At 60.2% G+C, this 23212-nt stretch carries 23 protein-coding genes and 1 tRNA gene; 9 read left to right on the top strand and 15 right to left on the bottom strand.

The annotated features are described in order from the left end of the window. Positions 1-70 precede the first annotated feature (70 nt). The 7 genes from radC to phaC all read right to left on the bottom strand — a co-directional run bounded on the left by radC (position 71) and on the right by phaC (position 6881). Positions 71-862, bottom strand: coding sequence for a RadC family protein (radC, locus tag AC1Q5O_RS06905; protein WP_463012365.1), 792 nt, complete (start codon positions 860-862; stop codon positions 71-73). 14 nt (positions 863-876) lie between these two features. After that, on the bottom strand, positions 877-1707 hold the full coding sequence (gene map / locus AC1Q5O_RS06900; RefSeq protein WP_492562201.1) for a type I methionyl aminopeptidase: 831 nt from the start codon (positions 1705-1707) through the stop codon (positions 877-879). A gap of 18 nt (positions 1708-1725) precedes the next feature. Continuing rightward, positions 1726-2427: a DNA/RNA nuclease SfsA gene (gene sfsA / locus AC1Q5O_RS06895; RefSeq protein ID WP_492562200.1), complete on the bottom strand. Its 702-nt coding sequence runs from the start codon at positions 2425-2427 to the stop codon at positions 1726-1728. Between the two features lie 56 nt (positions 2428-2483). After that, the gene (locus AC1Q5O_RS06890; protein WP_264319114.1) at positions 2484-2606 is read right to left on the bottom strand and encodes a hypothetical protein; all 123 of its coding nucleotides are present in this window, start codon (positions 2604-2606) and stop codon (positions 2484-2486) included. Positions 2607-3291: 685 nt separating this feature from the next. Further along, a tRNA-Glu gene (locus AC1Q5O_RS06885) sits at positions 3292-3366 on the bottom strand. A 145-nt stretch (positions 3367-3511) separates the two neighbouring features. Beyond that, the gene (locus tag AC1Q5O_RS06880) at positions 3512-4738 is read right to left on the bottom strand and encodes a YcbK family protein (protein ID WP_492562199.1); all 1227 of its coding nucleotides are present in this window, start codon (positions 4736-4738) and stop codon (positions 3512-3514) included. A 322-nt stretch (positions 4739-5060) separates the two neighbouring features. Beyond that, entirely contained in the window at positions 5061-6881 is a 1821-nt protein-coding gene (gene phaC, locus AC1Q5O_RS06875) for a class I poly(R)-hydroxyalkanoic acid synthase (protein WP_223613185.1), read from the bottom strand. A gap of 515 nt (positions 6882-7396) precedes the next feature. Here phaC and AC1Q5O_RS06870 point away from each other — a divergent pair. From AC1Q5O_RS06870 to AC1Q5O_RS06840, 7 genes are all read left to right on the top strand, one after another. Further along, on the top strand, positions 7397-7741 hold the full coding sequence (locus AC1Q5O_RS06870) for a flagellar basal body L-ring protein FlgH (protein WP_223613186.1): 345 nt from the start codon (positions 7397-7399) through the stop codon (positions 7739-7741). Positions 7742-7927: 186 nt separating this feature from the next. Beyond that, on the top strand, positions 7928-9145 hold the full coding sequence (locus tag AC1Q5O_RS06865) for an LL-diaminopimelate aminotransferase (RefSeq protein ID WP_105732616.1): 1218 nt from the start codon (positions 7928-7930) through the stop codon (positions 9143-9145). 74 nt (positions 9146-9219) lie between these two features. Next, on the top strand, positions 9220-10536 hold the full coding sequence (locus AC1Q5O_RS06860; protein ID WP_492562198.1) for a homoserine dehydrogenase: 1317 nt from the start codon (positions 9220-9222) through the stop codon (positions 10534-10536). A 214-nt stretch (positions 10537-10750) separates the two neighbouring features. Then, entirely contained in the window at positions 10751-11740 is a 990-nt protein-coding gene (glpX, locus tag AC1Q5O_RS06855) for a class II fructose-bisphosphatase (protein ID WP_105732619.1), read from the top strand. Positions 11741-11891: 151 nt separating this feature from the next. Further along, complete coding sequence (locus AC1Q5O_RS06850; RefSeq protein ID WP_223613190.1) at positions 11892-12533, top strand: hypothetical protein; 642 nt, start codon at positions 11892-11894, stop codon at positions 12531-12533. Between the two features lie 71 nt (positions 12534-12604). Beyond that, positions 12605-14395, top strand: coding sequence for a single-stranded-DNA-specific exonuclease RecJ (gene recJ, locus AC1Q5O_RS06845; RefSeq protein ID WP_223613191.1), 1791 nt, complete (start codon positions 12605-12607; stop codon positions 14393-14395). A 98-nt stretch (positions 14396-14493) separates the two neighbouring features. Further along, positions 14494-15738: a Y-family DNA polymerase gene (locus tag AC1Q5O_RS06840; protein ID WP_492562197.1), complete on the top strand. Its 1245-nt coding sequence runs from the start codon at positions 14494-14496 to the stop codon at positions 15736-15738. Positions 15739-15975: 237 nt separating this feature from the next. Here AC1Q5O_RS06840 and AC1Q5O_RS06835 read toward each other — a convergent pair whose 3' ends face one another. Both AC1Q5O_RS06835 and AC1Q5O_RS06830 read right to left on the bottom strand, forming a co-directional pair. Further along, positions 15976-16233: a YjhX family toxin gene (locus AC1Q5O_RS06835; protein WP_492562196.1), complete on the bottom strand. Its 258-nt coding sequence runs from the start codon at positions 16231-16233 to the stop codon at positions 15976-15978. 212 nt (positions 16234-16445) lie between these two features. Beyond that, complete coding sequence (locus tag AC1Q5O_RS06830; protein WP_492562195.1) at positions 16446-17399, bottom strand: GlxA family transcriptional regulator; 954 nt, start codon at positions 17397-17399, stop codon at positions 16446-16448. A 114-nt stretch (positions 17400-17513) separates the two neighbouring features. Here AC1Q5O_RS06830 and AC1Q5O_RS06825 point away from each other — a divergent pair, with 114 nt between their 5' ends. Further along, complete coding sequence (locus tag AC1Q5O_RS06825) at positions 17514-18155, top strand: HD domain-containing protein (protein ID WP_492562194.1); 642 nt, start codon at positions 17514-17516, stop codon at positions 18153-18155. A gap of 9 nt (positions 18156-18164) precedes the next feature. Here AC1Q5O_RS06825 and AC1Q5O_RS06820 read toward each other — a convergent pair whose 3' ends face one another. The 5 genes from AC1Q5O_RS06820 to AC1Q5O_RS06800 form a co-directional block, all read right to left on the bottom strand. Beyond that, positions 18165-18788 carry an ATP-dependent Clp protease proteolytic subunit gene (locus AC1Q5O_RS06820; protein ID WP_492562193.1) on the bottom strand — a complete coding sequence of 208 codons (624 nt, stop codon included), beginning with the start codon at positions 18786-18788 and terminating at the stop codon, positions 18165-18167. A 36-nt stretch (positions 18789-18824) separates the two neighbouring features. Next, positions 18825-19205 (bottom strand): SRPBCC family protein, encoded by a 381-nt coding sequence (locus AC1Q5O_RS06815; RefSeq protein WP_492562192.1) that lies wholly within the window; start codon positions 19203-19205, stop codon positions 18825-18827. Continuing rightward, positions 19202-19516 carry an ArsR/SmtB family transcription factor gene (locus AC1Q5O_RS06810; RefSeq protein WP_105732628.1) on the bottom strand — a complete coding sequence of 105 codons (315 nt, stop codon included), beginning with the start codon at positions 19514-19516 and terminating at the stop codon, positions 19202-19204. The genes AC1Q5O_RS06815 and AC1Q5O_RS06810 overlap by 4 nt, the downstream gene beginning before the upstream one ends. A 131-nt stretch (positions 19517-19647) precedes the next feature. Continuing rightward, complete coding sequence (locus tag AC1Q5O_RS06805) at positions 19648-20133, bottom strand: anthrone oxygenase family protein (RefSeq protein ID WP_346305993.1); 486 nt, start codon at positions 20131-20133, stop codon at positions 19648-19650. A 1-nt stretch (position 20134) separates the two neighbouring features. After that, positions 20135-20992, bottom strand: a complete 858-nt coding sequence (locus AC1Q5O_RS06800) for an NAD(P)H-binding protein (protein WP_492562191.1) — start codon at positions 20990-20992, stop codon at positions 20135-20137. A 107-nt stretch (positions 20993-21099) separates the two neighbouring features. On the opposite strand from AC1Q5O_RS06800, the gene AC1Q5O_RS06795 reads away from it, so the two are divergent. Further along, on the top strand, positions 21100-21747 hold the full coding sequence (locus AC1Q5O_RS06795) for a TetR/AcrR family transcriptional regulator (RefSeq protein ID WP_492562190.1): 648 nt from the start codon (positions 21100-21102) through the stop codon (positions 21745-21747). A 708-nt stretch (positions 21748-22455) separates the two neighbouring features. Here the strand turns inward: AC1Q5O_RS06795 and AC1Q5O_RS06790 are convergent. Further along, positions 22456-23091, bottom strand: coding sequence for a cysteine hydrolase family protein (locus tag AC1Q5O_RS06790; protein WP_472461070.1), 636 nt, complete (start codon positions 23089-23091; stop codon positions 22456-22458). Between the last annotated feature and the right edge of the window lie 121 nt (positions 23092-23212).

Raw genomic sequence — 23212 nt, 5'->3', positions numbered from 1 at the left:
GGGCACGGCATACCAATACACATCGTCGGCGGCGTGCATTTGATCGCGATTGCGGTTCGGCCCTCCAGGGTTAGAAGAGTTTCATGCCCTTCAGGCTCGCATGGCCGTTCTTGCCGATGATGATGTGGTCGTGAACAATGATTCCCATCTGTCCGCCGATGCCGGCAATGGTTTTTGTCATCTCGACATCCGCCTTGGATGGTGTCGGGTCGCCCGAGGGATGGTTGTGGACGAGAATGAGAGCGCTCGCGGACAATTGCAGGGCCCGGGCAATCACCTCGCGCGGGTAGACCGGCGTGTGGTCGACGGTGCCGACCTGTTGCACCTCGTCGGCGATCAGCATGTTTTTCTTGTCGAGAAAGAGGATACGCAGCTGCTCGCGCGGCTCGTGCGCCATGGCCGCGGTGCAGTAGTCGATCAGTTTGCTCCATGAGCCCAACATCGTGCGTTCGCCAATGCCGCTGCGCATGGCCCTGTGGGCAAGGGCGGCGATGAATTTGAGATCAAAGGCCACGGTCGGGCCGCAGCCCTTTACCTCCTGCAGGAGATGTTCCGGCGCGCCCAGAACTTCCGCCAGACTGCCGAAGCGGGCCAGAAGCGCCTTGGCCAGTGGCTTGGTGTCGCCTTGCCGTATCGGGCGGTACAGCAGCATCTCCAGCATTTCATAGTCAGCAAAGCCCTGGTGGCCGACTTTCTGGAAACGCTCCTTCATCCGCTCGCGGTGGCCGGTGTAATGCGGTTCCGCGGCCTGGCTGGCAGCGTTGGCTGTATCGGCGGTTTTCTCAACACCAGGTTGTTTCTGCAGCGATTTTGGTGAGGGCTCTTTGAGGAAGAAAGTCTTGGGTGGCTCGTCTTCGCTCATGGGCCTAGGCGTTCCTAATCGAGTTTCAAACCCGGAGCGAACAGGCCTGCGGGTGAAAGGGTGAAGACTTCGCAACCATCCCTGGTGACGCCGACCGTATGTTCATACTGCGCTGTCAGCGAACGATCGCGGGTGACGGCTGTCCAGCCATCGGCGAGGACTTTCACATGCGGGCGGCCGAGATTGATCATCGGCTCGATAGTAAAGATCATGCCTTCGCGCAGTTCAACGCCCTCATTGGGCGTGCCGTAGTGCAGAATGTTCGGTGCGTCGTGGAAAAGCTGGCCGACACCGTGGCCGCAGAAGTCGCGAACGACGGAGCAGCGCTCCGCTTCGGCATAGTTCTGGATGGCGGCGCCGATGGCACCGGTCCGGGCGCCGGGGCGAACGGCCGCAATGCCGCGCATCAGGCTTTCATGTGTCACTTCCATCAGGCGTTCGGCCGCGCGCTTGATTTCGCCCACGGGATACATGCGGCTGGAATCGCCGTGCCAGCCGTCGAGTATGTAGGTGACATCGATATTGACGATATCGCCTTCGCGCAGCGGCTTGTCATCAGGGATACCATGGCAGACGACGTGATTGATCGACGTGCAGGACGATTTCGTGTAGCCGCGATAGTTGAGGGTTGCGGGCAGGGCACCGTGATCGGCGCCGAATTCGAAGACAAAGCGGTCGATGGTATTGGTGGTCACACCCGGTTCAACCAGACCGGCGAGCTCATCCAGGCAACGCGCCGTGAGCTGGCAGGCCTTGCGCATGGCGGCGAAACCTTCGGGGCCGTGAAGCCTGATCTGTCCGGTGTTCTTCAGGGGCGCTGTCTGCGCATCGAGATAGGTGACCATGGTGCTTTCCGCTTGGCGTCAATCAATAATGGGTATCGCAGTTGTTGCAGCAATGCCCGAAGGCGTGATGTGGCATCTTATTGCGTAAGCTTCAACCCCGCGGCGCATTGCCCGCTCGAACGCCCTTGCGTAGACCGGGTCTAGGTCGCCGCAGATTCGCAAGCGGTCGCAGTCATCGCGCTGGATCACGTAAAGCATGACACCACGGTGACCATTCTCAACCATGTTGCCAAGCTCGTCCAGATGTTTTGCGCCGCGGGCGGTCGGAGAATCGGGAAACTCCGCCAGATTTGCCGTGCGGGAGAAGTGCACGTTCTTCACTTCGACATAGGCCGTCGGCCGTTCCGGATCGGTCAGCAAAATGTCTATGCGGGAATTCGCGCCATATTTCTGCTCGCGCTTGAGCGCGCCATAACCGCCGAGGGCGGGCAGAAGCCCCGCCACAATGGCTTCCTCGGCGATCCGGTTGGGCAGGCCCGTATTGATGCCGACCAGCGTGCCCTGCGCTTCGACGATCTGCAGCGTGTGGGCATATTTGCGCTTGCCGTCATCGGACAAAGACAGCCAGACGCGGATGCCGGGATCGGTCAGCCCGAGCATGGAGCCGGTATTGGGTACGGAACTGGTGATAGGGCTACCATCATCGAGGATGATATCGGCAAGAAAGCGCTTGTAACGCTGGACCAGTCGGCCGGTGACGAGAGGGGCAGGGAAAATCATCCGCGAGATCTACCCGACCGGGGAAGGCCGGACAATCGCAAATCGCGCCTGAAACGTCAGGACAGGCCCTGAACCGTCCTGATCACATCGGCCAGGGACAGATTGGCCATGAGCATGGCGGCCGTCGCAGCAAGGCCGGCCAGAAAGAACGTCACTGTTATCTTCGTTTGTCTGCTCATGAATATGTTTTCCTGCATGGTGACATAGGATGGGAAAAACATGCTTAGATTGTGGCTCGTCTGTGCCTATTCGCAGGCACTGAACTGAGACCGAAGGCGGCGGACAGGTCAGGCCGCAGACAAAAAAGGCCTGCCTTGGGAAAGGCAGGCAAATTTGCTCTGGGGTGGGAGAATTCGGGTTGGTTTGGAGGTTAAACCGAACCCTACTGCCGGAGATCGGAATCTCAGCAGTGATTGATGATAGGTCAGGTCAGGTATGGAGCCTCATAACTTTCTTTAACAGCCGGTGACAAAGCTTGAACATGCAGGTCTGTTCTCATCGTCTGTGCTGTCTCATCCTGTATGCGCCTGCCCAAGGCGGGTGAAACGCGTAGGAGGAGACATGATGAACTGTAAGTTTTTCGTACCCGTTCTAGCGGTCGCTGCGTTCACATTGGCAGCTTGCGACAACAAGCCATCTGAGGGCGGCAGCAAGCCGCCTGCGACCACCCAGGAGCCCGCAAAACCCGGCGCAGCTCCAACCACTCCGGCACCGGAACCGGCAAAGCCGGCCCCTGCCAACTAGCTGTAAGGACCAAAGACAGCGCGGCCGGCTCTTGCGGGGGCTGGCCGTTTTGCATGAAAGGATAAAGCGCAGGCGTATGAGCCGGCTTCAACAATATACTGATTTTACAGGGAGAAAGCCTGGTACGCCCAAGGGGAATCGAACCCCTGTTTGCGCCGTGAAAGGGCGCCGTCCTAACCGCTAGACGATGGGCGCCTGCAGGTAAGCGGCTTATAGTGAAACAGTTTTTCGACTGCAACCCCATATTTCATTCTTTTTTGGGAAAAGTGAAAATTCTTCGTGGGGCTGTGCACAAATGCAGTGCATATGGGCGGCCGCGAACGGCCGCAATCGACCCGGATCAGCCGCGACGGCTGCCGCAGCGCCAGTTCCAGTCGCGAGTCGGGCCAATATCGACGTGAACCGATTCGGTATAGCAATAGGTGCCAACGCCGCCGCGACCCGGCATTGTCCGGGCAAAATTCGCCAGATCCCACTTGGAAACGCCGGGAACCTGGATATCCGCCGCCGCGCAGGACATGTGAAGCGAGGCCTTGGCGCCGTTCACGAGCCGGTTGTAAGGCGGGCTGCGATAGCCTGACGTCACGATCACCGATTTGCCGAAGCGGCGTTCGATCGTTTTTAGCATGCCGACCAGTTGCGGTTTCAGGCAAGCAACATCCACGCTTTCGCGCTGAACCTTGAGCCCATTGGGGGCCAGCCGGGCAAGTCCGGCCGCCGAAGCCAGAATCACGGGTGCGGCGGCTGATTCGTCGTCGTCCTGATAAAGACTGTCGCGCTGCATGATCTGGATGCCGCCATTGGGGCGCACGCCGGGCAGGGACGACAGATGTTCGGTCGGCCGGTAGTTCGACGGCGACGGCAATCCGGCGGCGCTGGCCACCTGTACCGGCGCGTTGCCGCTGAGGGCCTTGAGCTGCGCCTGCGCCTTGGGCTGAATGACGGCCACCTGACGTTTCGATGCGGCAGCTCCTGCATTGTTGGCAAAGAGCCGCACCAGCAAGCCATTGTCCTTGCCGGCTGCCGGTGCATGCGCTGCCGGTTTGGCTTCGGGAACGGTGATTGTCTGCCCGGCACCGGCCGATGCAACCTGTGCCGCCTTGGCTTCCGCGTCCGCCTTGGTTGGCTTTGCGCCGGTTTCCGGAGCGGCATGCGATTCGGCTGCTTGCGGTTGCTCGACCGTTTCAGGCGCGGCGCTTCCGAACAGCGATGTCTTTACCGGCGGCTTTACCACCGCGGGCGCGAAGGCTGTGACGTGCTGCCCGGTTTCCACAGTCGCTTTGGCTGCGGCCTCAGCGGCGGCTGCCTCCTTTGGTGATTGCGGATGGGCGGCAACGGTTTTGCCCTGTTCCGCCGACGCGGCGGCCTGGTTGGCTGCTTTGGCGGCGTTTGTCTCGGCGCCGCCCGCAAGGGCCAGTGCTTCGGGTGATGCTTTTTCCGATCCGGCTGCCGGAATCGCATTCGCATTGGCGCTGGCTGTCGCGGTGCTTGTGGTGGCTGAGGCGACGTTGAGGACGGAGCCGGCAGTCGGTGCCGATCCTGTCGACGTGCAGGATGCTGTCGCCATCGCAAAAATCGTTACGAAGCAAATAGCGGTGCTTGCCCGGAAGGCTGCTACTGAGGCTGACAGCTTGTTCAACGATTCCCCCGTCTCGTCTTTTCCGGCTCTTGCAATGGTTCAGTCCAATCCGCTTTGAGATGAGCAGGATGCTCGCGAAGTTTAGTTGAAGTGCAAAAACACCGGCAGAGAGAGCGCAAAGTTAACGATTTTTAAACGTCTCCACAAGCTCCGGGCTATAGCCAGAATGAGGCGAAAACGTGATTGGCCACCTTCCTGCCATGGTTTTCACGACCAGGATAGGCTCAAAAGCCAGCAAAACGGCGAATTTTCACACGCGGATGCGTACGTAGGTTCCCGGCGCCTCACCGAGAATTTCCGAACCATTTTCACCGGGCTGGCGTGCGGGAACGCGTGCGTCGTCCTGCGATTCGATCCATTTTTGCCAATGATTCCACCAGGAGCCGGGATGTTCCGACGTGTTGGTGAGCCATTCGTCGAACGCGCCGACGGGCGAACCGCCGGTCCAATACTGGTACTTGTTCTTGGCGGGCGGATTGACCACGCCGGCGATATGGCCGGAGCCGGCCAGGACATAGGTGACGTCGCCGCCGAAATATTTGCAGCCGGTGAAAACCGACAATGCCGGCGCAATATGGTCTTCCTTGGCGGCGAGATTGTAGATGGGGATTTTGACATCGCCCAGTGACAGGTTTTGCCCGGCGAGCTTCATCATCCCGCGCACCAGATTGTTGTCGAGATAGCAGTTGCGCAGGTAGTAGGAATGGTTGGCCGCACTCATCCGCGTGGCATCGGCATTCCAGTAGAGAAGGTCGAATGGGACAGGATCGCGACCGCGCATGTAATTGTTGACGACATAGGGCCAGATCAGGTCGCCGGAACGCAGCATGTTGAAGGCCGTCGCCATGCGTGTGCCGTCCAGATAGCCTTCGGCGGACATGGCGGCTTCCAGGGCGCGAATCTGATCCTCGTCGACGAAAACCTTGAGATCGCCCGCATAGGTGAAATCGACCTGCGTGGTGAAAAGGGTCGCGCTCCTGATCCTGTTTTCGCCTTCCTGGGCAAAAAGGGCGAGGGCGGCGCTCAGTAGCGTTCCGCCGACGCAGTAGCCGATGGCATTGACGGCTTTTTCGCCCGTTGCGTTCTCGATGGTGTCGAGGCCGAAGCGCAGGCCCTCATTGATGTAGGCGGTCCAGTCCTTCATGGCGTGACGATGGTCCGGATTGACCCAGGAGATCACGAACACGGTGTGCCCCTGGTCGATGGCCCATTTGATGAAGGATTTTTCCGCGTTCAGATCGAGAATGTAGAATTTGTTGATCCACGGCGGGCAGATCAGCAGCGGGCGTTTCAGCACATCCGGCGTCGAGGGTTCATACTGGATGATTTCGGCGACATCGCTGCGCGCGATAACCTTGCCGGGAGTGGTCGCGACATTTTCACCAAGGGCGAACTTGGTCATATCCGATTGCCGCAGGCGCAGGTCGCCGCCGCCGGCAACGATGTCTTCCGCCAGCATCTTCATGCCCTTGACCAGGTTCTCGCCATTGCTGGCGACCGTTTCCTTGTAGAGTTCCGGATTGGTGAGCAGGAAGTTGCTGGGCGATATCGCCGTGGTCAGCTGCTTGACGTAGAACGCCGCCTTGTGGCGCGTGTGATCGTCGAGGCCTTCGGCATGGGTGACCAGTTCGCCGGCCCAGTTTGCCGTGACGAGATAGGCCTGCTTGAGGAAGTCGAAGAAAGCGTTCCTGCCCCAGTCCTCGTCGGCGAAGCGCTTGTCGCCCTTGTCGGGCTTGACGACGTCATCGACCTGTTCACCGCTCATGCGGCGGATGGAATTGGACCAGATGGCCATATAGCTGGCGAACAGCTTGGTCTGCGCCTCCAGCGCGCGACCCGGTTCGGACAGCCAGTATTCGGAAACACGCGAGAGGGTTTTCACCACATCGGTGACGGGATCGGCGATCGTGTCGCGCTTCAAGCCCTTTTCACGCGGCTCGACCCAGGCGGAGGCGGCCTTACCGGCCTGTTCGATCATATGGGCGACATTGCGCGCGAAAGCTTCCGGATCCTTGATGACATATTTGTCGAGGTTCGGCGTTTTTGCACTCTTGTCGCCTGGATTATCCATATATTCGTTCCCTCCCGTTAGGTCGTGCACTCACAAATCTGGTCGAAATGGCGCCTGAAACGGCAAGAAGATGCGAGGAGAAGCGCGAAGGGCGGGGTCTTTCCCCCGACCGAGCGGTTCGACACTGCAGCTTGCAGCCGTTTCGGCGTCCGAAGGATATGGTCCATTTGCCCGGCTACTTCGTCGCAAAGCCTCAAAAATGAACCACATTTCCCTCGTCTTTGTTCCTCGTATCCGAACAAATGGCCTCATACCATTTCAACCGGATTTATGAGTGTACGACCTCATCCTCCCGATCAGCATACCAGACATGATACCACAAGTCAGAGCAACGGACATTCAATTGCGGTCATTGTGCAGGAAAGATCACGGCCTTGTCACCATCTTCGCAGATTGTATTTCCATGGGAGAAACGGAATTGAACCCATTTGAATGTCGGTTGCTCTAATGCTATCCCTCTAACGTGCATTTCATATCACTATGATGAATATCGATTCCGGCAGTCAGGACAAACAATGAATATCTCGGTCAAAACCATCATCCGCTTCTCGGTTGGCGCCGTTCTGATTGCCGGTTTGAGCGCCTGCGCGAACACGCCGCCCGAGCCCATGTCGAATTCGCCTCTGACCGGTCCTGTCAACACCGGCACTTTTCCGGTTTTCACGCCAGATCCGAAGGGCGAGACCGCACAGCTGACGCCGCAGCAGAAGGACGATCTGCAGAAGAAGCTCGTCGCGGCCAAAGGCGGGCAGGGCAATGCCACCGCCGATCCGGCAGCCGTTGCCCGGCGCCAGGCCGAGATGAAGAAGCTGGTCCAGCAGCAGCAGGACGATTTGAAGGCTATTGAAAGCGGGCAATAGCCCATTGCCGGCAAGGTCATGAAGACACCACGAATGGGTGTCTTGCTCAGGAGAATCCCGGGCTGGATGGCATGAGCGCGATTGACCCGGCGCGCAAGGCGCGGTGTCAATGATCGCTCGACCGCCGTACAGTTTGGGTGTATAGCGCACCCGCACATTGAACCCATTTTTACCGGACCCAAACCTATGGAAGAATTTCATAAAGTTCGCCGCCTGCCACCTTACGTTTTTGAACAGGTCAATCGCCTGAAGGCGAGCGCGCGAGCGGCCGGTGCGGACATTATCGATCTGGGTATGGGCAATCCTGACCTGCCGACGCCGCAGGGCATTGTCGACAAGCTGTGCGAGGCCGTCCAGGACCCGCGCACCCATCGCTATTCCTCCTCGAAAGGCATTCCCGGTCTGCGCCGTGCCCAGGCCGCCTATTACGAGCGGCGTTTCGGCGTGAAGCTCAATCCCGACACGCAGGTTGTGGCGACCCTTGGCTCCAAGGAAGGTTTTGCCAACATGGCGCAGGCGATCACCGCGCCCGGCGATGTCGTGCTGTGCCCTGATCCGACCTATCCGATCCATGCGTTCGGCTTCATCATGTCCGGCGGCGTCATCCGTTCGATTCCGGCCATGCCCGATGACCAGTTCATTCCGGCGCTGGAACGCGGTATCCGCCATTCCATTCCGAAGCCATTGGCGCTGATCCTCAACTACCCCTCCAATCCGACCGCCCACGTGGCATCGCTGGATTTCTACAAGGATGTGGTTGCCTTTGCCCGCAAGAATGAAATCATCATTCTGTCGGATCTGGCCTATTCCGAGATTTATTTCGACGACGCGCCGCCTCCGTCCGTTTTGCAGGTGCCGGGTGCGATCGATGTCGCCGTGGAGTTTACCTCCATGTCGAAGACATTCTCGATGCCGGGCTGGCGCATGGGCTTTGCCGTCGGCAATGAACGCCTGATCTCGGCGCTCACCCGGGTCAAGTCCTATCTCGATTATGGCGCGTTCACGCCCATTCAGGTTGCCGCCGCAGCCGCTCTGAATGGCGATGGTTCCGATATCGCGGAAGTGCGTGCGGTCTACAAGCATCGCCGTGATGTCCTGGTCGACAGTTTCGCCCGCGCCGGATGGGATATTCCGTCACCGGCGGCGACGATGTTTGCCTGGGCGCCGATCCCGGAAAAGTTCCGTAGCCTAGGTTCGCTGGAATTCTCCAAGCTGCTGATCGAGCACGCGGATGTCGCCGTGGCGCCCGGCATCGGCTTCGGCGAGCATGGCGATGACTATATCCGCATCGCGCTGGTCGAGAACGAACATCGCATTCGTCAGGCAGCCCGCAACCTCAAGCGGTTCCTTGCAACGGCGGATGAAAAGCTGCACAACGTCATTCCATTGAACGCACGCCGCTGAGCGGCATGCCGACATCGGAATTCGCGGCGCCGTCGGGCGCCGCTTCAGGCTAAAACACTTCAGGGAAATGAACGATGAGTGATGCGCTGCGCGTGGGAATCGCCGGACTGGGCACTGTTGGTGCCTCGGTCCTGAAAATTTTGCGGGACAAGGGCGATATGCTCACCCGTCAGTGCGGCAAGGAAATCATCGTCACCGCCGTGTCCGCCCGTGATGCCAAGCGGGATCGTGGCGTGGACTTCTCGTCGGCCACATGGTTCGACGATCCGGTTGCCCTGGCCAAGTCGAACAATATCGACGTGTTCATTGAACTGATCGGCGGCGACGAAGGTCCGGCGCGCGCTGCCGTCGAGGCGGCTCTCAAGTCGGGACGGCATGTGGTCACCGCCAACAAGGCGCTTCTGGCCAAGCATGGCGTATCGCTCGCCAGGATCGCCGAGGAAAAGGGTGTCCTGCTCAACTTCGAAGCGGCGGTGGCTGGCGGCATTCCCGTCATCAAGGCTTTGCGCGAGTCCCTGACCGGCAACACCGTGTCGCGCGTCTACGGCATCATGAACGGCACCTGCAACTACATCCTGACGCGGATGTGGGATGAAGGCATTTCCTTCGAGGATTGCCTCGCCGATGCCCAGCGTCTCGGCTATGCGGAAGCCGATCCGACATTCGATATCGAGGGCAACGATACGGCGCACAAGCTGGCGATCCTGACCAGCCTTGCCTTCGGCACGCAGATTGCCGCCGATGACATTTATCTCGAAGGGATCAGCAATATCTCGCTGGCCGATATCAAGGCCGCCGATGAACTCGGCTACCGCATCAAGCTGCTTGGCGTTGCGCTGAAGACAGACAGCGGCATCGAACAGCGCGTGCATCCGACCATGGTGCCGGTCGAATCGGTGATTGCGCAGGTGCATGGCGTAACCAATGCGGTTGCCATCGAAACCGATCTTCTCGGCGAATTGCTGTTGTCGGGTCCGGGCGCCGGTGGTGCCGCCACGGCATCCGCCGTCATCGGTGATCTCGCCGATATCGCCAAGAGCCGTCCGGGCTTCCAGCACGGCCCCGTCTTCGGCACGCCGGCAAAATCGCTGGCGCCCTACAAACGCGCCAAAATGCGCTCGCACGAGGGCGGATACTTCATCCGTCTGACCGTGCATGACCGCGCCGGCGTCTTTGCGGCGATTGCCAAGCGCATGGCCGACAATGACATTTCGCTGGAATCCATCGTCCAGCGTCAGAGTGCGGAAAGCCACCCGGATGCGACCAAGACAGTCATCCTCGTCACGCACGAAACCACCGAGGCAGCCGTCAAGAAGGCGCTTGAGGGCATCGTGAAGGATGGTCATTCCACGGACAAGCCGCAGATGATCCGCATCGAACGCGCCGGCTGACACAGCCGGCCCATGACCGTTTGTAAAAGGCTTGTATTGCTTCGTGAACGGCCGCTACCCCGTTTAATCGATTAGCTTTTTCGGTGAAGGCACTTTCCTGCCGGCGGGGTCTTGCCGCTGCTCTGCGACTTTGACAAAAGGTTTGCACAGCAATGCTAGGAAGTACCCTGTTGATCCGCAAAAGGGTAATTCCCACACGAACGCAGGATAGATTATGCCGAAAACTTCTGACCAGACTTCGATGGGCCTCGACCGTATTTTGACCCTTGAGCTCGTCCGCGTGACCGAGCGTGCCGCCGTTGCCGCTGCCCGTCTGCGCGGGCGCGGCGATGAAATGGCTGCCGATCAGGCTGCCGTGGATGCCATGCGTCAGGAACTCAATCGTCTTCCCATCAGCGGTACCGTTGTCATCGGCGAGGGCGAGCGCGACGAAGCCCCGATGCTCTACATCGGTGAAGAAGTCGGCACGCGCACAGGCCCCGAGGTCGATATCGCGCTCGATCCGCTTGAAGGCACCACCATCTGCGCCAAGAATCTGCCCAACTCACTCGCCGTGATCGCGATTGCCGAAAAGGGCAACCTGCTTTACGCACCCGACGTCTACATGGAAAAGATTGCCGTCGGACCTGGCTATCCCGCCGGCATCATCCAGCTGGATGCGCCTGCGGCGGAGAACATCGCTGCTGTGGCCAAGGCCAAGGGCGTTCCGGTCAACGAGATCACCGCCTGCATCATGGACCGCCCGCGCCATGCGCGCCTGATCGAGGAAGTGCGCGCAACCGGCGCCTCCATCCGCCTCATCGGTGATGGCGACGTTGCCGGGGTGATCCACACGACCGATCCCGATGAAACCGGCATCGATATCTACATTGGCATCGGCGGCGCCCCGGAAGGCGTTCTTGCCGCAGCAGCTCTGCGCTGCATCGGCGGCCAGATGCAGGGCCGCTTGCAGCTCAACAGCGACGACAAGATTGCCCGTGCCGCCAAGATGGGCATCAGCGATCCGAAGAAGATCTACACCATGGAAGAAATGGCCAAGGGCGACGTGCTGTTCGCGGCCACGGGTGTCACCGACGGCAATATGCTGTCCGGCGTGAAATTCGCCCGCGACTATATCCAGACCCACACGATCGTCATGCGTTCGCATTCGCAGACCGTGCGCGAGATCAAGGCGAAACACCAGGACATGACAAAATTCCAGTAAGAACTGGTATTTGAAACACTTTTTGCCCTGCAGTTCCTTCGGGCTGCAGGGCATTTTGTTAACTGCGTTGATGGCTCAATAGGAAATGCCCTATTGAGGCCATGCTTTTTGAGGTATTTTCAGAGCGGGAGTTCAGATCGGTGGAACAGCCATGAATATCCGAACGAAAATAACCGGTTGCCTTGTATCAACGCTCGTTCTTCTGGGCTCGCTGAACGGTGCTTTTGCGCAGGACCCATACCTTGATCTCATTCAAGGCTATCGCTCCAATTCGATTGCCGACCGGTTTCCGCAGATGGTCGGACCCTTTACCCTCGTCAAACACAGCGTCAATCCGCAGGATTTCAGTGTGACGGCCGAATATGAAGCCGTTGACGCCAGGGCGACGGTGACGATGGCTGGCGTCAGGGCCAGCAACAAGGATGCCGCCTATCCGATCAAGGACGGTCCCGACGATCCCGTTGTGCGCGATCTCTTTGAAAAGGCCACCCAGTACCATTCGACCCAGCCCGGCGAAATCGCGGTGCAGACAACGCTGCCCTACAGCGCAGGCCGGGCAATGCCGTGCGTGACGGCGGATGCGGCACAGGAGAAGCACGCCTTCCTGGTCTGCGTGATCGGCATGCACAGCCGCTATCTGCTGATCCAGCCCGTTGCCAACTACGCCAAGGGCAGCAAGGATGCGGCCGAGCGCAGCCTTGCCGATTTCGCGACGTCGATTGCCACGACGATGAACGATCTGGGGGCACCGGCGGTCAATGGTCAGGTCGCACCCGCGACAGCCCCGCAGTAATTGCTGGTTTGTGCACCGGATTGATCGTTCGAAGCATTGCATTCGGCGCAGCCGGATGATTGAACCCTTGCATGGCACCAGAACGGCTTTTCCTCGGCATTGAACATTCTGCAACCGGTCTGAAATGGGTTGACCGGCTGGGGCCGCGTGAAGCCAATATTGCGCTCGCCATGGCGCAGAACCATGGTTTTCCCGATCTCGTCACCCGCGTTCTCGCCGGGCGAGGCGTCGGAGTGGACGATGCGCCCGCTTTCATGGACCCGACCATCAAGGGCCTGATGCCCGATCCCGCATCGCTGACCGATATGGAAAAGGCGGCCGGTCGTATCGCGCAGGCCATCGGCAAACACGAGAAGGTGGCGATTTTCGGGGATTACGATGTGGATGGCGCCTGTTCATCGGCCATTCTCTCGCGTTTTCTCAGCCATTACGGCGTTGCCAACCATATCTATATCCCTGACCGGATTTTCGAGGGGTACGGACCCAATCCGCAGGCCATGCGCGAACTGGCGCAAAATGGCGCTTCCCTGATCGTGACGGTGGATTGCGGCACCAACAGTGCAGCGGCCATCGAGGCTGCGCGCGAGGCGGGTGCCGACGTGGTTGTCCTCGACCATCATCAGGTCGGCGGCGAATTGCCGGCTGCCGCCACGGCGGTGGTCAATCCCAACCGCGAGGACGATCTGTCCGGGCAGGGCCATCTTTGCGCGGCAGGGGTGGTGTTCCTCACCCTGGTGCAGGTTCTGCGCACGTTGCGCGCGCAGCGCATTGCAACGGGAACGCTGGCGCCGGATCTGTTGTCGATGCTCGATCTGGTGGCGCTTGCCACCGTGTGCGATGTGGTGCCGCTGAAGGAGCTGAACCGCGCCTTCGTGGTCAAGGGCCTGCTCGTCGCGCGGGCGCAGCAGAATGCCGGGCTGGCCGCCCTGGCGCGGGTGTCGCGCATCGGCGAACCGCTCAGCGCCTTTCATTTCGGCTATCTCATCGGTCCGCGCATCAATGCGGGCGGGCGCATCGGCGATGCCGGGCTTGGCGCGCGGCTGCTGACACTGGACGATCCGAACGAGGCAGCGCGGATTGCCGCCGAGCTTGACCGGCTCAACACCGAGCGGCAGGCGATGGAAACCGTGATGCTGGAGCAGGCGGAAGCCGAAGCCATGCTGGAAATGTCGAGCGGTGGCGGACCCGCCGTTCTGGTAACGGCCAGCGACGACTGGCACCCGGGCATTGTCGGCCTGATCGCGGCGCGGCTGAAGGAACGGGCCCGGCGCCCGGTCTTTGCCATCGCCTTCAATGTCAACGGCACCGGCAGCGGTTCCGGCCGTTCGATCAGCGGGTTTGATCTGGGAAAACTGGTGCGCAGCGCCGTGGATGCCGGGCTGCTGGTCAAAGGCGGCGGCCATGCCATGGCGGCTGGTATCACGGTGGAGCGCGGCAAGATGGGCGCGCTGCGGGCCTTTTTCGAGGAGCAGGCGGCCGAAATGGTCGGCCAGCTGCGCGAGAACCAGTCATTGGCCATTGACGGTGCGCTCAGCGCATCCGGCGCAACGGTGCCGCTCTACGAGACCATGGAGCGGGCCGGGCCGTTTGGTTCCGGCCATCCGCAGCCGGTGCTGGTGCTGCCGCACCACCGGCTCGTCGATGCCCGCACCGTCGGGACGAACCATGTCAAGGCGACGCTGGCGGGCGCCGACGGCAAGCGTATCAACGCGATTGCCTTCCGTGCAACGGGCGGGCCGCTGGGCGATTTCCTGTTCGGCAATCTCGGCCAGTCCATGCATGTGGCGGGCAATCTGGCCTTGAACCACTGGAACGGCTCGACAACCACCCAGTTCCGCATCATGGATGCCGCGCGGGCTTGACCGTGTGTCAGCAGGGATAGCGGCATTTCCCGATTCAGTTTGCATTGAACGGTTGCATGTTCTATTTTTGTTCTCATTCTGCAGCGAGAACAGAACCCATGCGTAAACCGACCCATCTGGAAAAGCTCTATCTGGATTTCGACAGCTTTTTTGCCAGCGCCGAGCAGCAGCTCGATCCGGCGTTGCGCAACCGGCCGGTCGCGGTGGTGCCACTGGATTCGCCGCATACAAGCGTCATTGCCGCCAGCCGCGAGGCAAAACCCTTCGGCATCAAGACGGGCACCTCTGTGCGCGATGCCCGTGCGCTCTGCCCGGATATCGTGTTTCTCGAAGCGCGGCCCGATGTCTATGTGAAGATGCACAACCGGATTCTGTCGACCATCGAGACCTGCGTGCCGATTGCCGCCGTGCGCTCGATTGATGAGGTGGCGTGCACGCTGCTGGCCTCCGAAGCCAGGGACCCGCAGGGGCTGGCGGCGCGCATCAAGCGGGCGCTGCACGAGGAAATGGGCGCGGTGCTGACCTGTTCGATCGGCGTTTCCCTCAACGAGCTTCTTGCCAAGATCGCGGCCGAAATGGACAAGCCAGACGGCTGTGTCGTGCTGGATCATGATGACCTGCCGGGGCGGCTATTCGACCTCCGGTTGAAGGATTTGCCCGGTATCTCCAAGGGGATGGAACAGCGCCTGGGGCAGTCCGGCGTGAACGATGTGCGCGGTCTCTGGGCGCTGGCGCCCAAACATGCCCGCGCCATCTGGAACAGTGTCGAGGGCGAGCGTTTCGTCTCGGCGCTGCATGGCTATGCCGTGGAAAAGCCGGAGACGGTCAAGCGCATGTTCGGTCACGGCCGCAATCTGCCGCCGGATTGGCGGGCGCCGGACAAGGTGCTGCAATGCGCGCGGCTGCTGTGCCTCAGCGCCGCGCGGCGTTTGCGCCGATCGCATTACCGTGCCGGAGCGCTCAGCTACACCGTCGGGACACGCTGGGATAGCCGCGTGACGGTGGAAGGCCAGTTCCGCCCGGCGCGGGATGATCACAGTTTTCTTAATTGTCTCAATGATTTGCATGAGAAATTGATCAAGGCAGGTGAAATGAAGAAGGTCAATTCGGTCACCGTCGTGCTGCATGATCTTTCCGGCGAGACGGAAGCAAGCCTTGATCTGTTCGACACGCGGGGGATGACCGAGCAGCGCGGCCAATGGGAGCGCGTTTCGGACCTGCTCGACAGGGTGCGGGTGCGCCATGGCTCCAAGGCGCTCAATCTCGGGCTGACGACCGGGCCCGGCAATTACATCGGCTCCAAGATTGCCTTTGGCCGGATTCCGGAACCGGAAGATTTTTGAGGAGAGATACGGGCCATATTTGCATCAGCATCGTGCGTGGTTCGACAAGCTCACCATGAGGGAGAGTGAGGATTGCAGGGAGCTAAGTTCTGCAACGTTTGTGATTGATCTTGCACCAAACCACATCCCTCATGGTGAGCTTGTCGAACCACGCACAATATGGCTCTGCAAACGCATGGTTTGTGGAAACTCGTTGCATAAAACCGGCGGCGTGTTTCCACGCCGCCGGCCATGCCATTACCGGTTGTCCAGTTCTGCGCGCACCAGTTGCAGGCCGCGCCGGGTCACCCGGTAAGGGCCGCCGCCGGAGGAGGCGATGGCCTTTTTCTGTTTGAGCTTGCGGAAGAGCCTGATGTCACAGGCCGTGTAGCGGGCACCATCGCGGGTCAGGCAGATGATATCCGTGATGGCCTTGCGCTCATCTTTTTCAAGCAAGATTTTGCCGCCCTGGGCGAGCAGGTGAAGTATGCGCTGTTCGTCGCGCGAAATGTCCATTGATCCAAGTCCTGGGAAAACGGGCAAAAGCCCATGAGAACACGTCCGCTGCCAAAGAACTTTGGCGCGGGGCTCCTGTTTTCACGCCCCAACCTTCAAAGAAGCTGGGGCTTTAGCGGGACTCAGACTGATTAGACATAAACACTCCATCGGTGTGGACGAGCCGTATAAAAGAAGAAAACGGCGATGTCAAAGCGCCGGGCACGGCACCGCTACAGATACCGGCGCCTGTACTCCGCTGGTGTCACGCCCACATGGCGGACAAAGGCACGGCGCAGTGTGTCGGCATCGGCAAAACCGCAGTCAACGGCAACCTGCTTCGGCAGCCGGTGGCTGGTTTCCAGAAGCTGGCGAGCGGTGTTGATGCGTGCCGTTTCCACCCACGCCGCGGGTGTAACGCCGACTTCCTGCTGGAAGATGCGGGCAAAATGGCGGGGGCTGAGACCCGTACGCTGTGCCAGGCTGGCGACGGAGTGATCTTCCGAAGGATTGGCGGCAACCCAGCGCTGCACCTCCTGCAAGACGGAGCGCCCGCCCGGTTCCGCTTCGCCGCGGCGGCTGAACTGCATCTGTCCGCCGGGCCGCTTGAAGAACATCACCAGCTGCGCGGCGACTTTCAGGGCGATATCACGGCCAAGATCCTCTTCGACCAGGGCGAGCGCCATGTCGAGACCGGCGGTGACACCAGCCGCCGTGCGCACAGGGCCATCGCGCACATGCAGCGCATCGGCCTCCACCCGCAGCGCGGGATAGGTTGCCGCGAGCACATCCGCCATGGCCCAGTGCGTGGTCACCCGCCTGCCATCGACAAGCCCGGCAGTCGCAAGAAGGAAAGCGCCGCTGCACACCGAACCGAAACGCCGCGCCTGAAGGCAGGAGGTCCGCAGCCATTGCCGCTGCTCCGCGGTCAGGCGGATGTCGGCTGCATGCGGGCAACCGGCAACCAGCACCGTATCGCTGATATCGGTTTGAATATCCGTCGTGACGCGGTCCGGTAGCAGACGTACCCCGGACGAACTGCGGATCGGTCCGGCTTCTGCGCCGACCACCTGCAGTTGATATTCCGCGCGTCCAGCCTGCACATTCGCCTCGGCAAAGACGTCCATCGGCCCGGAGACGTCGAGAAGCTGAACGCCGGGCATGGCCAGAAGGGTAATGGTTCGCATGTCTCGCTCCATGGCATCGGAGGTCGTACATTGGCAGAATATGACGTGTCCAGTCAATTGCTGCCATAAAGTGTACCCCGTAGATTGAGGCTCCCAAGACAAGGAGAAATTCATATGTCCCTCCCTATCGGCGGTATCGCCATTCCCGACACAAAACTGGCGCGCGGCGTGACCGAACTGGTGCGTGACACCGCCTCCGAACTGCTCTTCAACCATTCGAGCCGCGTCTATTATTTCGGTGCGATTGCCGGGCAGCAGAAAGGCCTGACATTCGATGCCGAGCTGCTCTATACGGGTGCCATGTTCCACGACATGGGACTGACCCATCAGCACTCCAGCGCCGATGAGCGGTTCGAAGTCGATGGTGCCAATGCCGCCCGCGATTTTCTGCACGGCCACGGCATTGCACAGGCGGATATCGACACGGTGTGGACGGCGATTGCCCTGCACACGACGCCGGGTATTCCGCAGCACATGCATCCCGTCGTCGCTCTCGTGACCGCTGGCGTGGAAATGGACGTGCTGGGCCTGACGTACAAGCAGTACAGCGATGCGGAGCGCGAGGCCGTGGTCAGGGCTTTCCCGCGCAGCGCGCATTTCAAGGAGGATATCATTCAGGCCTTCTATGACGGCATCAAGCACAAGCCGCAGACGACGTTCGGCAACGTCAAGGCCGATGTGCTGGCGGACAAGGATCCGCATTTCCATCGCGGCAATTTCTGCGACGTGATCCGCTGCTCGCACTGGAAGGCCTGAACGGTTTCCTCAGTCCTTGGTGAGTTGCAGCGGATGACCGTCGCGTTTGCTGATGATCGTGTCGACAAGGCCCCAGTCGAGGCCTTCCTGCGCGGTCATGAAATGGTCGCGGTCGAGGGTTTTCTCGACCTCTTCCACGGTGCGTCCGCAATGCTCGGCATAGAGCCGGGTCATACGCCGCTTGACCACCGCCATTTCCTGCGCCTGAATGAAAATATCCGAGGCCTGTCCCTGAAAGCCGCCGAGCGGCTGATGCACATGCAGGCTCGAATTGGGCAGGGCGGCGCGGTGGCCGGGTTCGCCCGCCATCAGCAGGAATGAACCCATGGAGCGCGCCGTGCCCATGCACAACGTGGCGACCGGGCAGGTGATGAACTGCATCGTATCATAGATGGCAAGGCCCGCCGTGATGACCCCGCCGGGCGAGTTGATATACATGGAAATGGGTTTCTTCGGATTTTCGGATTCGAGAAACAGCAGCTGCGCGCAGATCAGCGCTGCCATGCCGTCCTCCACCTGACCGTTCAAAAAGACGATCCGTTCGCGCAGCAGGCGGGAAAAAATATCGAATGACCGTTCACCACGGCTGGATTGTTCCACGACCATAGGGACGAGCTGCATCATGTCGCGCATGGCGAACACTCCTTCATCAGTTGTATTTCTGTATGTTTAAGCGGCGAGGCGCATGGTGGTCGGCGGCGCGTTGCCATTGGCCGCGGTGCGACCAAGCGGCTTCACCGCCAGCACCGGTTCATGCACGATGCTGAAAATGGTCCCGCCTGATCCATTGGGATTGAGCCGGAAGGTGACGATGCTGTCAGCCACGGCATCATCCTCTTCGCGCATGGAATAGCGGACGAAACGCTCGGTGTCGGCTTCGATCATTTCAAGCGAAATGCGCGGTGGCTCCTGCGGCGCCTGCGGGTCGGGCAGCAGCCAGCGGGCAACGAACTCCGGTACGGTCAGCGCGCGCCAGACTTTTGAAGGCGCGGCATCCAGATCATATTCATAACGCAGTGCGGTATCGGCTTCCGCGGTCTCGCTGGTCATTGATCCATTTCCTTCAAAAGCTGTTTCAACTCATCGACGCGCTGCGGCCAGAAGGCGCGGTAGCGGTGGAGCCATTGGTGCAGTTGCGCCAGGCCGTCGGGATTGACCCGGTAGTGAACATGGCGGCCCGACTTCTGCTCGGCGACAAGGCCGGCGGAGCGCAGGACGGCCAGATGCTGCGACATGGCGGGCTGTGAAAGGGAAAACCCCTCGCGCAGCTCGGTCGCATTCTTTTCGCCATCGGCCAGCCGTTCGAACACGGCGCGGCGGGTGGGGTCGGCAAGGGCCTTGAATATATCGACTTCGGACATGCCGATACATAAGCATAGACTTATGTGAGTCGCAAGCGTGATTTTTGCGGGCGAAGGAAATGAAAACCCGGCCGTGGGGACGGCCGGGTTCGATGGCATAGGAGCGGGTGAATGCTTGAGGCCGCCAGTGCCTAAGCCTGCGATTGCTGGGCGAAAGCGAAGATGAAGGCGGCGAGGGCTGCGAAATTTGCCACTGTCCGCACATGGTTCCACGGCAGCCAGTCATTCAGATAGGTCGTCCACGCACTCGCGCCTTCGGCGCTTGTCGGGCTGATTGCAGCCAGTGTGTCATTCAACGGCACGTTGAACACCATGGTGACAATGATGGTGCCAACAAGGAAAAGCACGCTGCCGGCAAGCAGCGCCAGCGACCCGGATTCACCCCAGCGCATGACACTGACCACGCCGAGGACGACACAGATCGCCGCGGTGCCGAAAAACGCCAGGGAGAATGAGAAATTGAGGATCGTCACGTTGATCGAATTCATCGCGGCGATACCCTGTTCGGCTGGCAGTTTGGCCAGCGCGGTCATGACGAAGCTTGAAAAGGCGAAGAACAACCCTGCCATCAGGCCGCTTCCCAGGGCGGCCAAAAGGGTGAGAATAGGTAGCCACATGTTACTGTCCCTCCGAAATATCCGACCAGATGCCGGTTGCTGCTGTTTCCTGAACGTAGTGCGAGAAGTCACGCGGGGCGCGGCCCAGCGCCCGTTGCACGCCATCGGCGAGATATTCGTTGCGCCCGTCAAGCACCTGGGTGAAGAGCTCGTTGAGCAGGCCGACGATCTCAGGCGGAAGCTGTTCCTGCGCCAACCCCTGCGCGAACTGTTCCGGCGTGATCGTCACATAGCGGATATCGCGTTTGACGGCGCTGGCGATTTCTTCCGTCGCTTGCGCAAAAGTCAAGAGACGCGGCCCCGTGACCTCATAAAGCTCACCGATATGACGGTCGTCGGTCAGCGCTGCCGCCACCACATCGGCAATATCGTTCGCATCGATGAACGGCTCGCCCACATCGCCGACCGGCAGGGCGAGTTCGCCGGCAAGAATGGAGGCCAGCATGACATTCTCGCTGAAATTCTGGGCAAACCAGCTGGCGCGGACAATGGTCCAGTCGGCGCCGGACTGCTGAAATGCCTTTTCGGCACGCTGGGCTTCGTGTTCGCCGCGTCCCGACAGGAGCACGAGCCGTTTCACGCCATTGTCCACGGCAAGCCGCGCGAACGCCTCGACGGTTTGTGTCGCACCGGGAATGGCAATGTCCGGATAATAGGTGATGTAGGCGGCTTTTACGCCCTCAAGTACGGGAAGCCAGGTATTGCGGTCTTCCCAGTCAAAGGCCGGGTTGCCGCTGCGCGAACCGATGCGCACGGGCACATTCTGCGCCGTGAGCCGTTCCGCCACACGGCGTCCGGTCTTGCCCGTACCGCCGACGATGAGAATGGGTTTTGCTGTCGATATGCTGCTGCTGGTCATGGTGATCTCCCTTGTGTAAATATGAGCAATACTCACATTTGCAATATGTGATAAATCCTCATATTCTGCGAGTCAAGCGGAATTTGAGAACCTTGGAGATCCTGCCCATGAACGAGATTGCGTCTGTTGTGCCTGCCTCCGGCGACAGGGAAGCCACCATGCCGCGCAAGGAGCCGACGCAGCGGCGCAGCAGGGAGAGGGTGGAGCGTATTCTGTCCTGTGCCTCGACGCTCATCGCCACGGGCGGCAGCGACGCCATGCGCATGAGCGATGTGGCGCAGATGGCGGAAATATCGATCGGGTCGCTCTACCAGTATTTTCCGGACAAGGGATCGATCATCCGGACGCTGGCGGAAAGGTACAATGCACTCGGGCGCGAATGCATTGCGGACGCGTTGCAAAACGTCAGTGATATGAAGGGCTTGCAGTCATCTTTTGCAGAACTGATCGATACCTATCACGCGATGTTTCTGGCCGAACCCGTCATGCGCGACATCTGGTCGGGAACGCAGGCGGACAAGGCGCTGCGCGATATCGATCTGCATGACAGCCGCCTGAATGGCGCCGTGCTTGCCGAGGCGCGTTTGCGCATCAACCCGGCGGCGGACAGGGCGACGCTCGAAAGCTCCAGCTTCCTGATCATGCATCTGGGCCAAGCCACCATGCATCTGGCGATTTCCGTCGACCGCGGGGAAGGCGATGCGCTGGTCGAAACGTTCAAGCGGATGGTGCTGCGGGAAATGCTGGCGGGCTAGAAAAGGCATGCATGCGCCAAGCCTTTTGTGTGATTTTCACCCCCCTCTGTCCTGCCGGACATCTCCCCCACAAGGGGGGAGATCAGCTGTCACAACCGTTTCAGCTAATCTTCAACATTGAAAATAACGCACAAGCGTTCATGCCGATGTGATCTCCCCCCTTGTGGGGGAGATGGGCGACAGCCCAGAGGGGGGTGGGAACAGCCAAGCTGTTGTTTTATAAGAAACTCACCGCCAACTTATCCACGTTCTCCCATCCGCGCTTATCCTTCTCGTGTCCTTTCCGGCGGGAATGCTTCCGGAAACCTTCGCAAGTCGGGAAAGGATCGGTGCTTCGGCTTCACAGGGAGGAAAACCTGTGCGGCCGGGGAGGTTTGGCTCAATGGTTGCGCATTGGGTAAAACCCTCAAAAACGCCGGGGCGGGTGGTCCCCAGGATCGCAAGCATTGCATACCAGAATACCCAAGACCCGCGTTCCAGGGACCGCCCGTCTTTCCCATCTTTCAACGGCCAGACGCAATTGCGGGCGTGGCAACGGAGAAGAGCGTTGCAGAACAATCCTGCGTGGTTCGACAGGCTCACCATGAGGAAAGTTGAGGATTGCAAGGAGCACTATTCTCGCAACTTTTGCGATTGGCATTGCAACCAAACCACCTCCCTCATGGTGAGCCTGTCGAACCACGCACCACGCACGTGATATCCCTTGGTCTATCGAACCGCTGCAGAGAGTTCCTCGACCGTGCACAGCATCGCGTCGCCCATATAGGCCAGGTTGGCCATTGACCGCTCCGCCGCTTCCGCGTGGCCGCCGCCGCAGGCATCGGTCAGGACGACGGGGATGAAGCCAAGATCGGCGCCGTGACGAACCGTCGGATCAATGCCGATTTCCGTGGCAATGCCGCAGATGATGAAACTTTTGAGACCGCAGTCGCGCATGGCGATGGCCAGCGGCGTGCCTTCGAACGCCGAGAACGTGATCTTGTCGAGAATGGCTTCGTCGTCGCGGACGGCCAGTTCCGGGGCGAGTGCAAAGCCGGGACTGTCGCGCAGGAACCATGGCTCGACATTTTGAGCGGATGATTGGCGCTGCCACGCCATCATCTGCCTGTACTGAAATACGCCAGCCATTTTCTTGGGCAGGGACATATGGCGCATGAAAAAGATGCGGATACCGGCGGACCGGGCGATATCGAGGGTTTGCAGCACCTTTTCCAGAATGGCGCCGCCGTCCTGCATCTGCCGCAATATGCCGACCTGCATATCATAGACGACCAGCGCCGTTGTCTCGGGCCTGACCGTCTCGGCAAGGGTTTCGGGGATGGCAAGGCCATAAATGTTCTGCATCGGTGTCCTCCGAATGTGGCGGGCGATCCTCTCCCGATGACCGCTGCCTGGAATCGAGCCTAGCATTGCTGCGCCGGAAAAACAGGCCGAAGCGGCGCATTTCCGCAATCGCGCGGCTTCG

Source organism: Phyllobacterium sp. MT110 (genome assembly GCF_058792715.1).
Note: the sequence above shows the minus strand (reverse complement) of the source record. Positions and strands in the feature narration are given on the sequence as shown.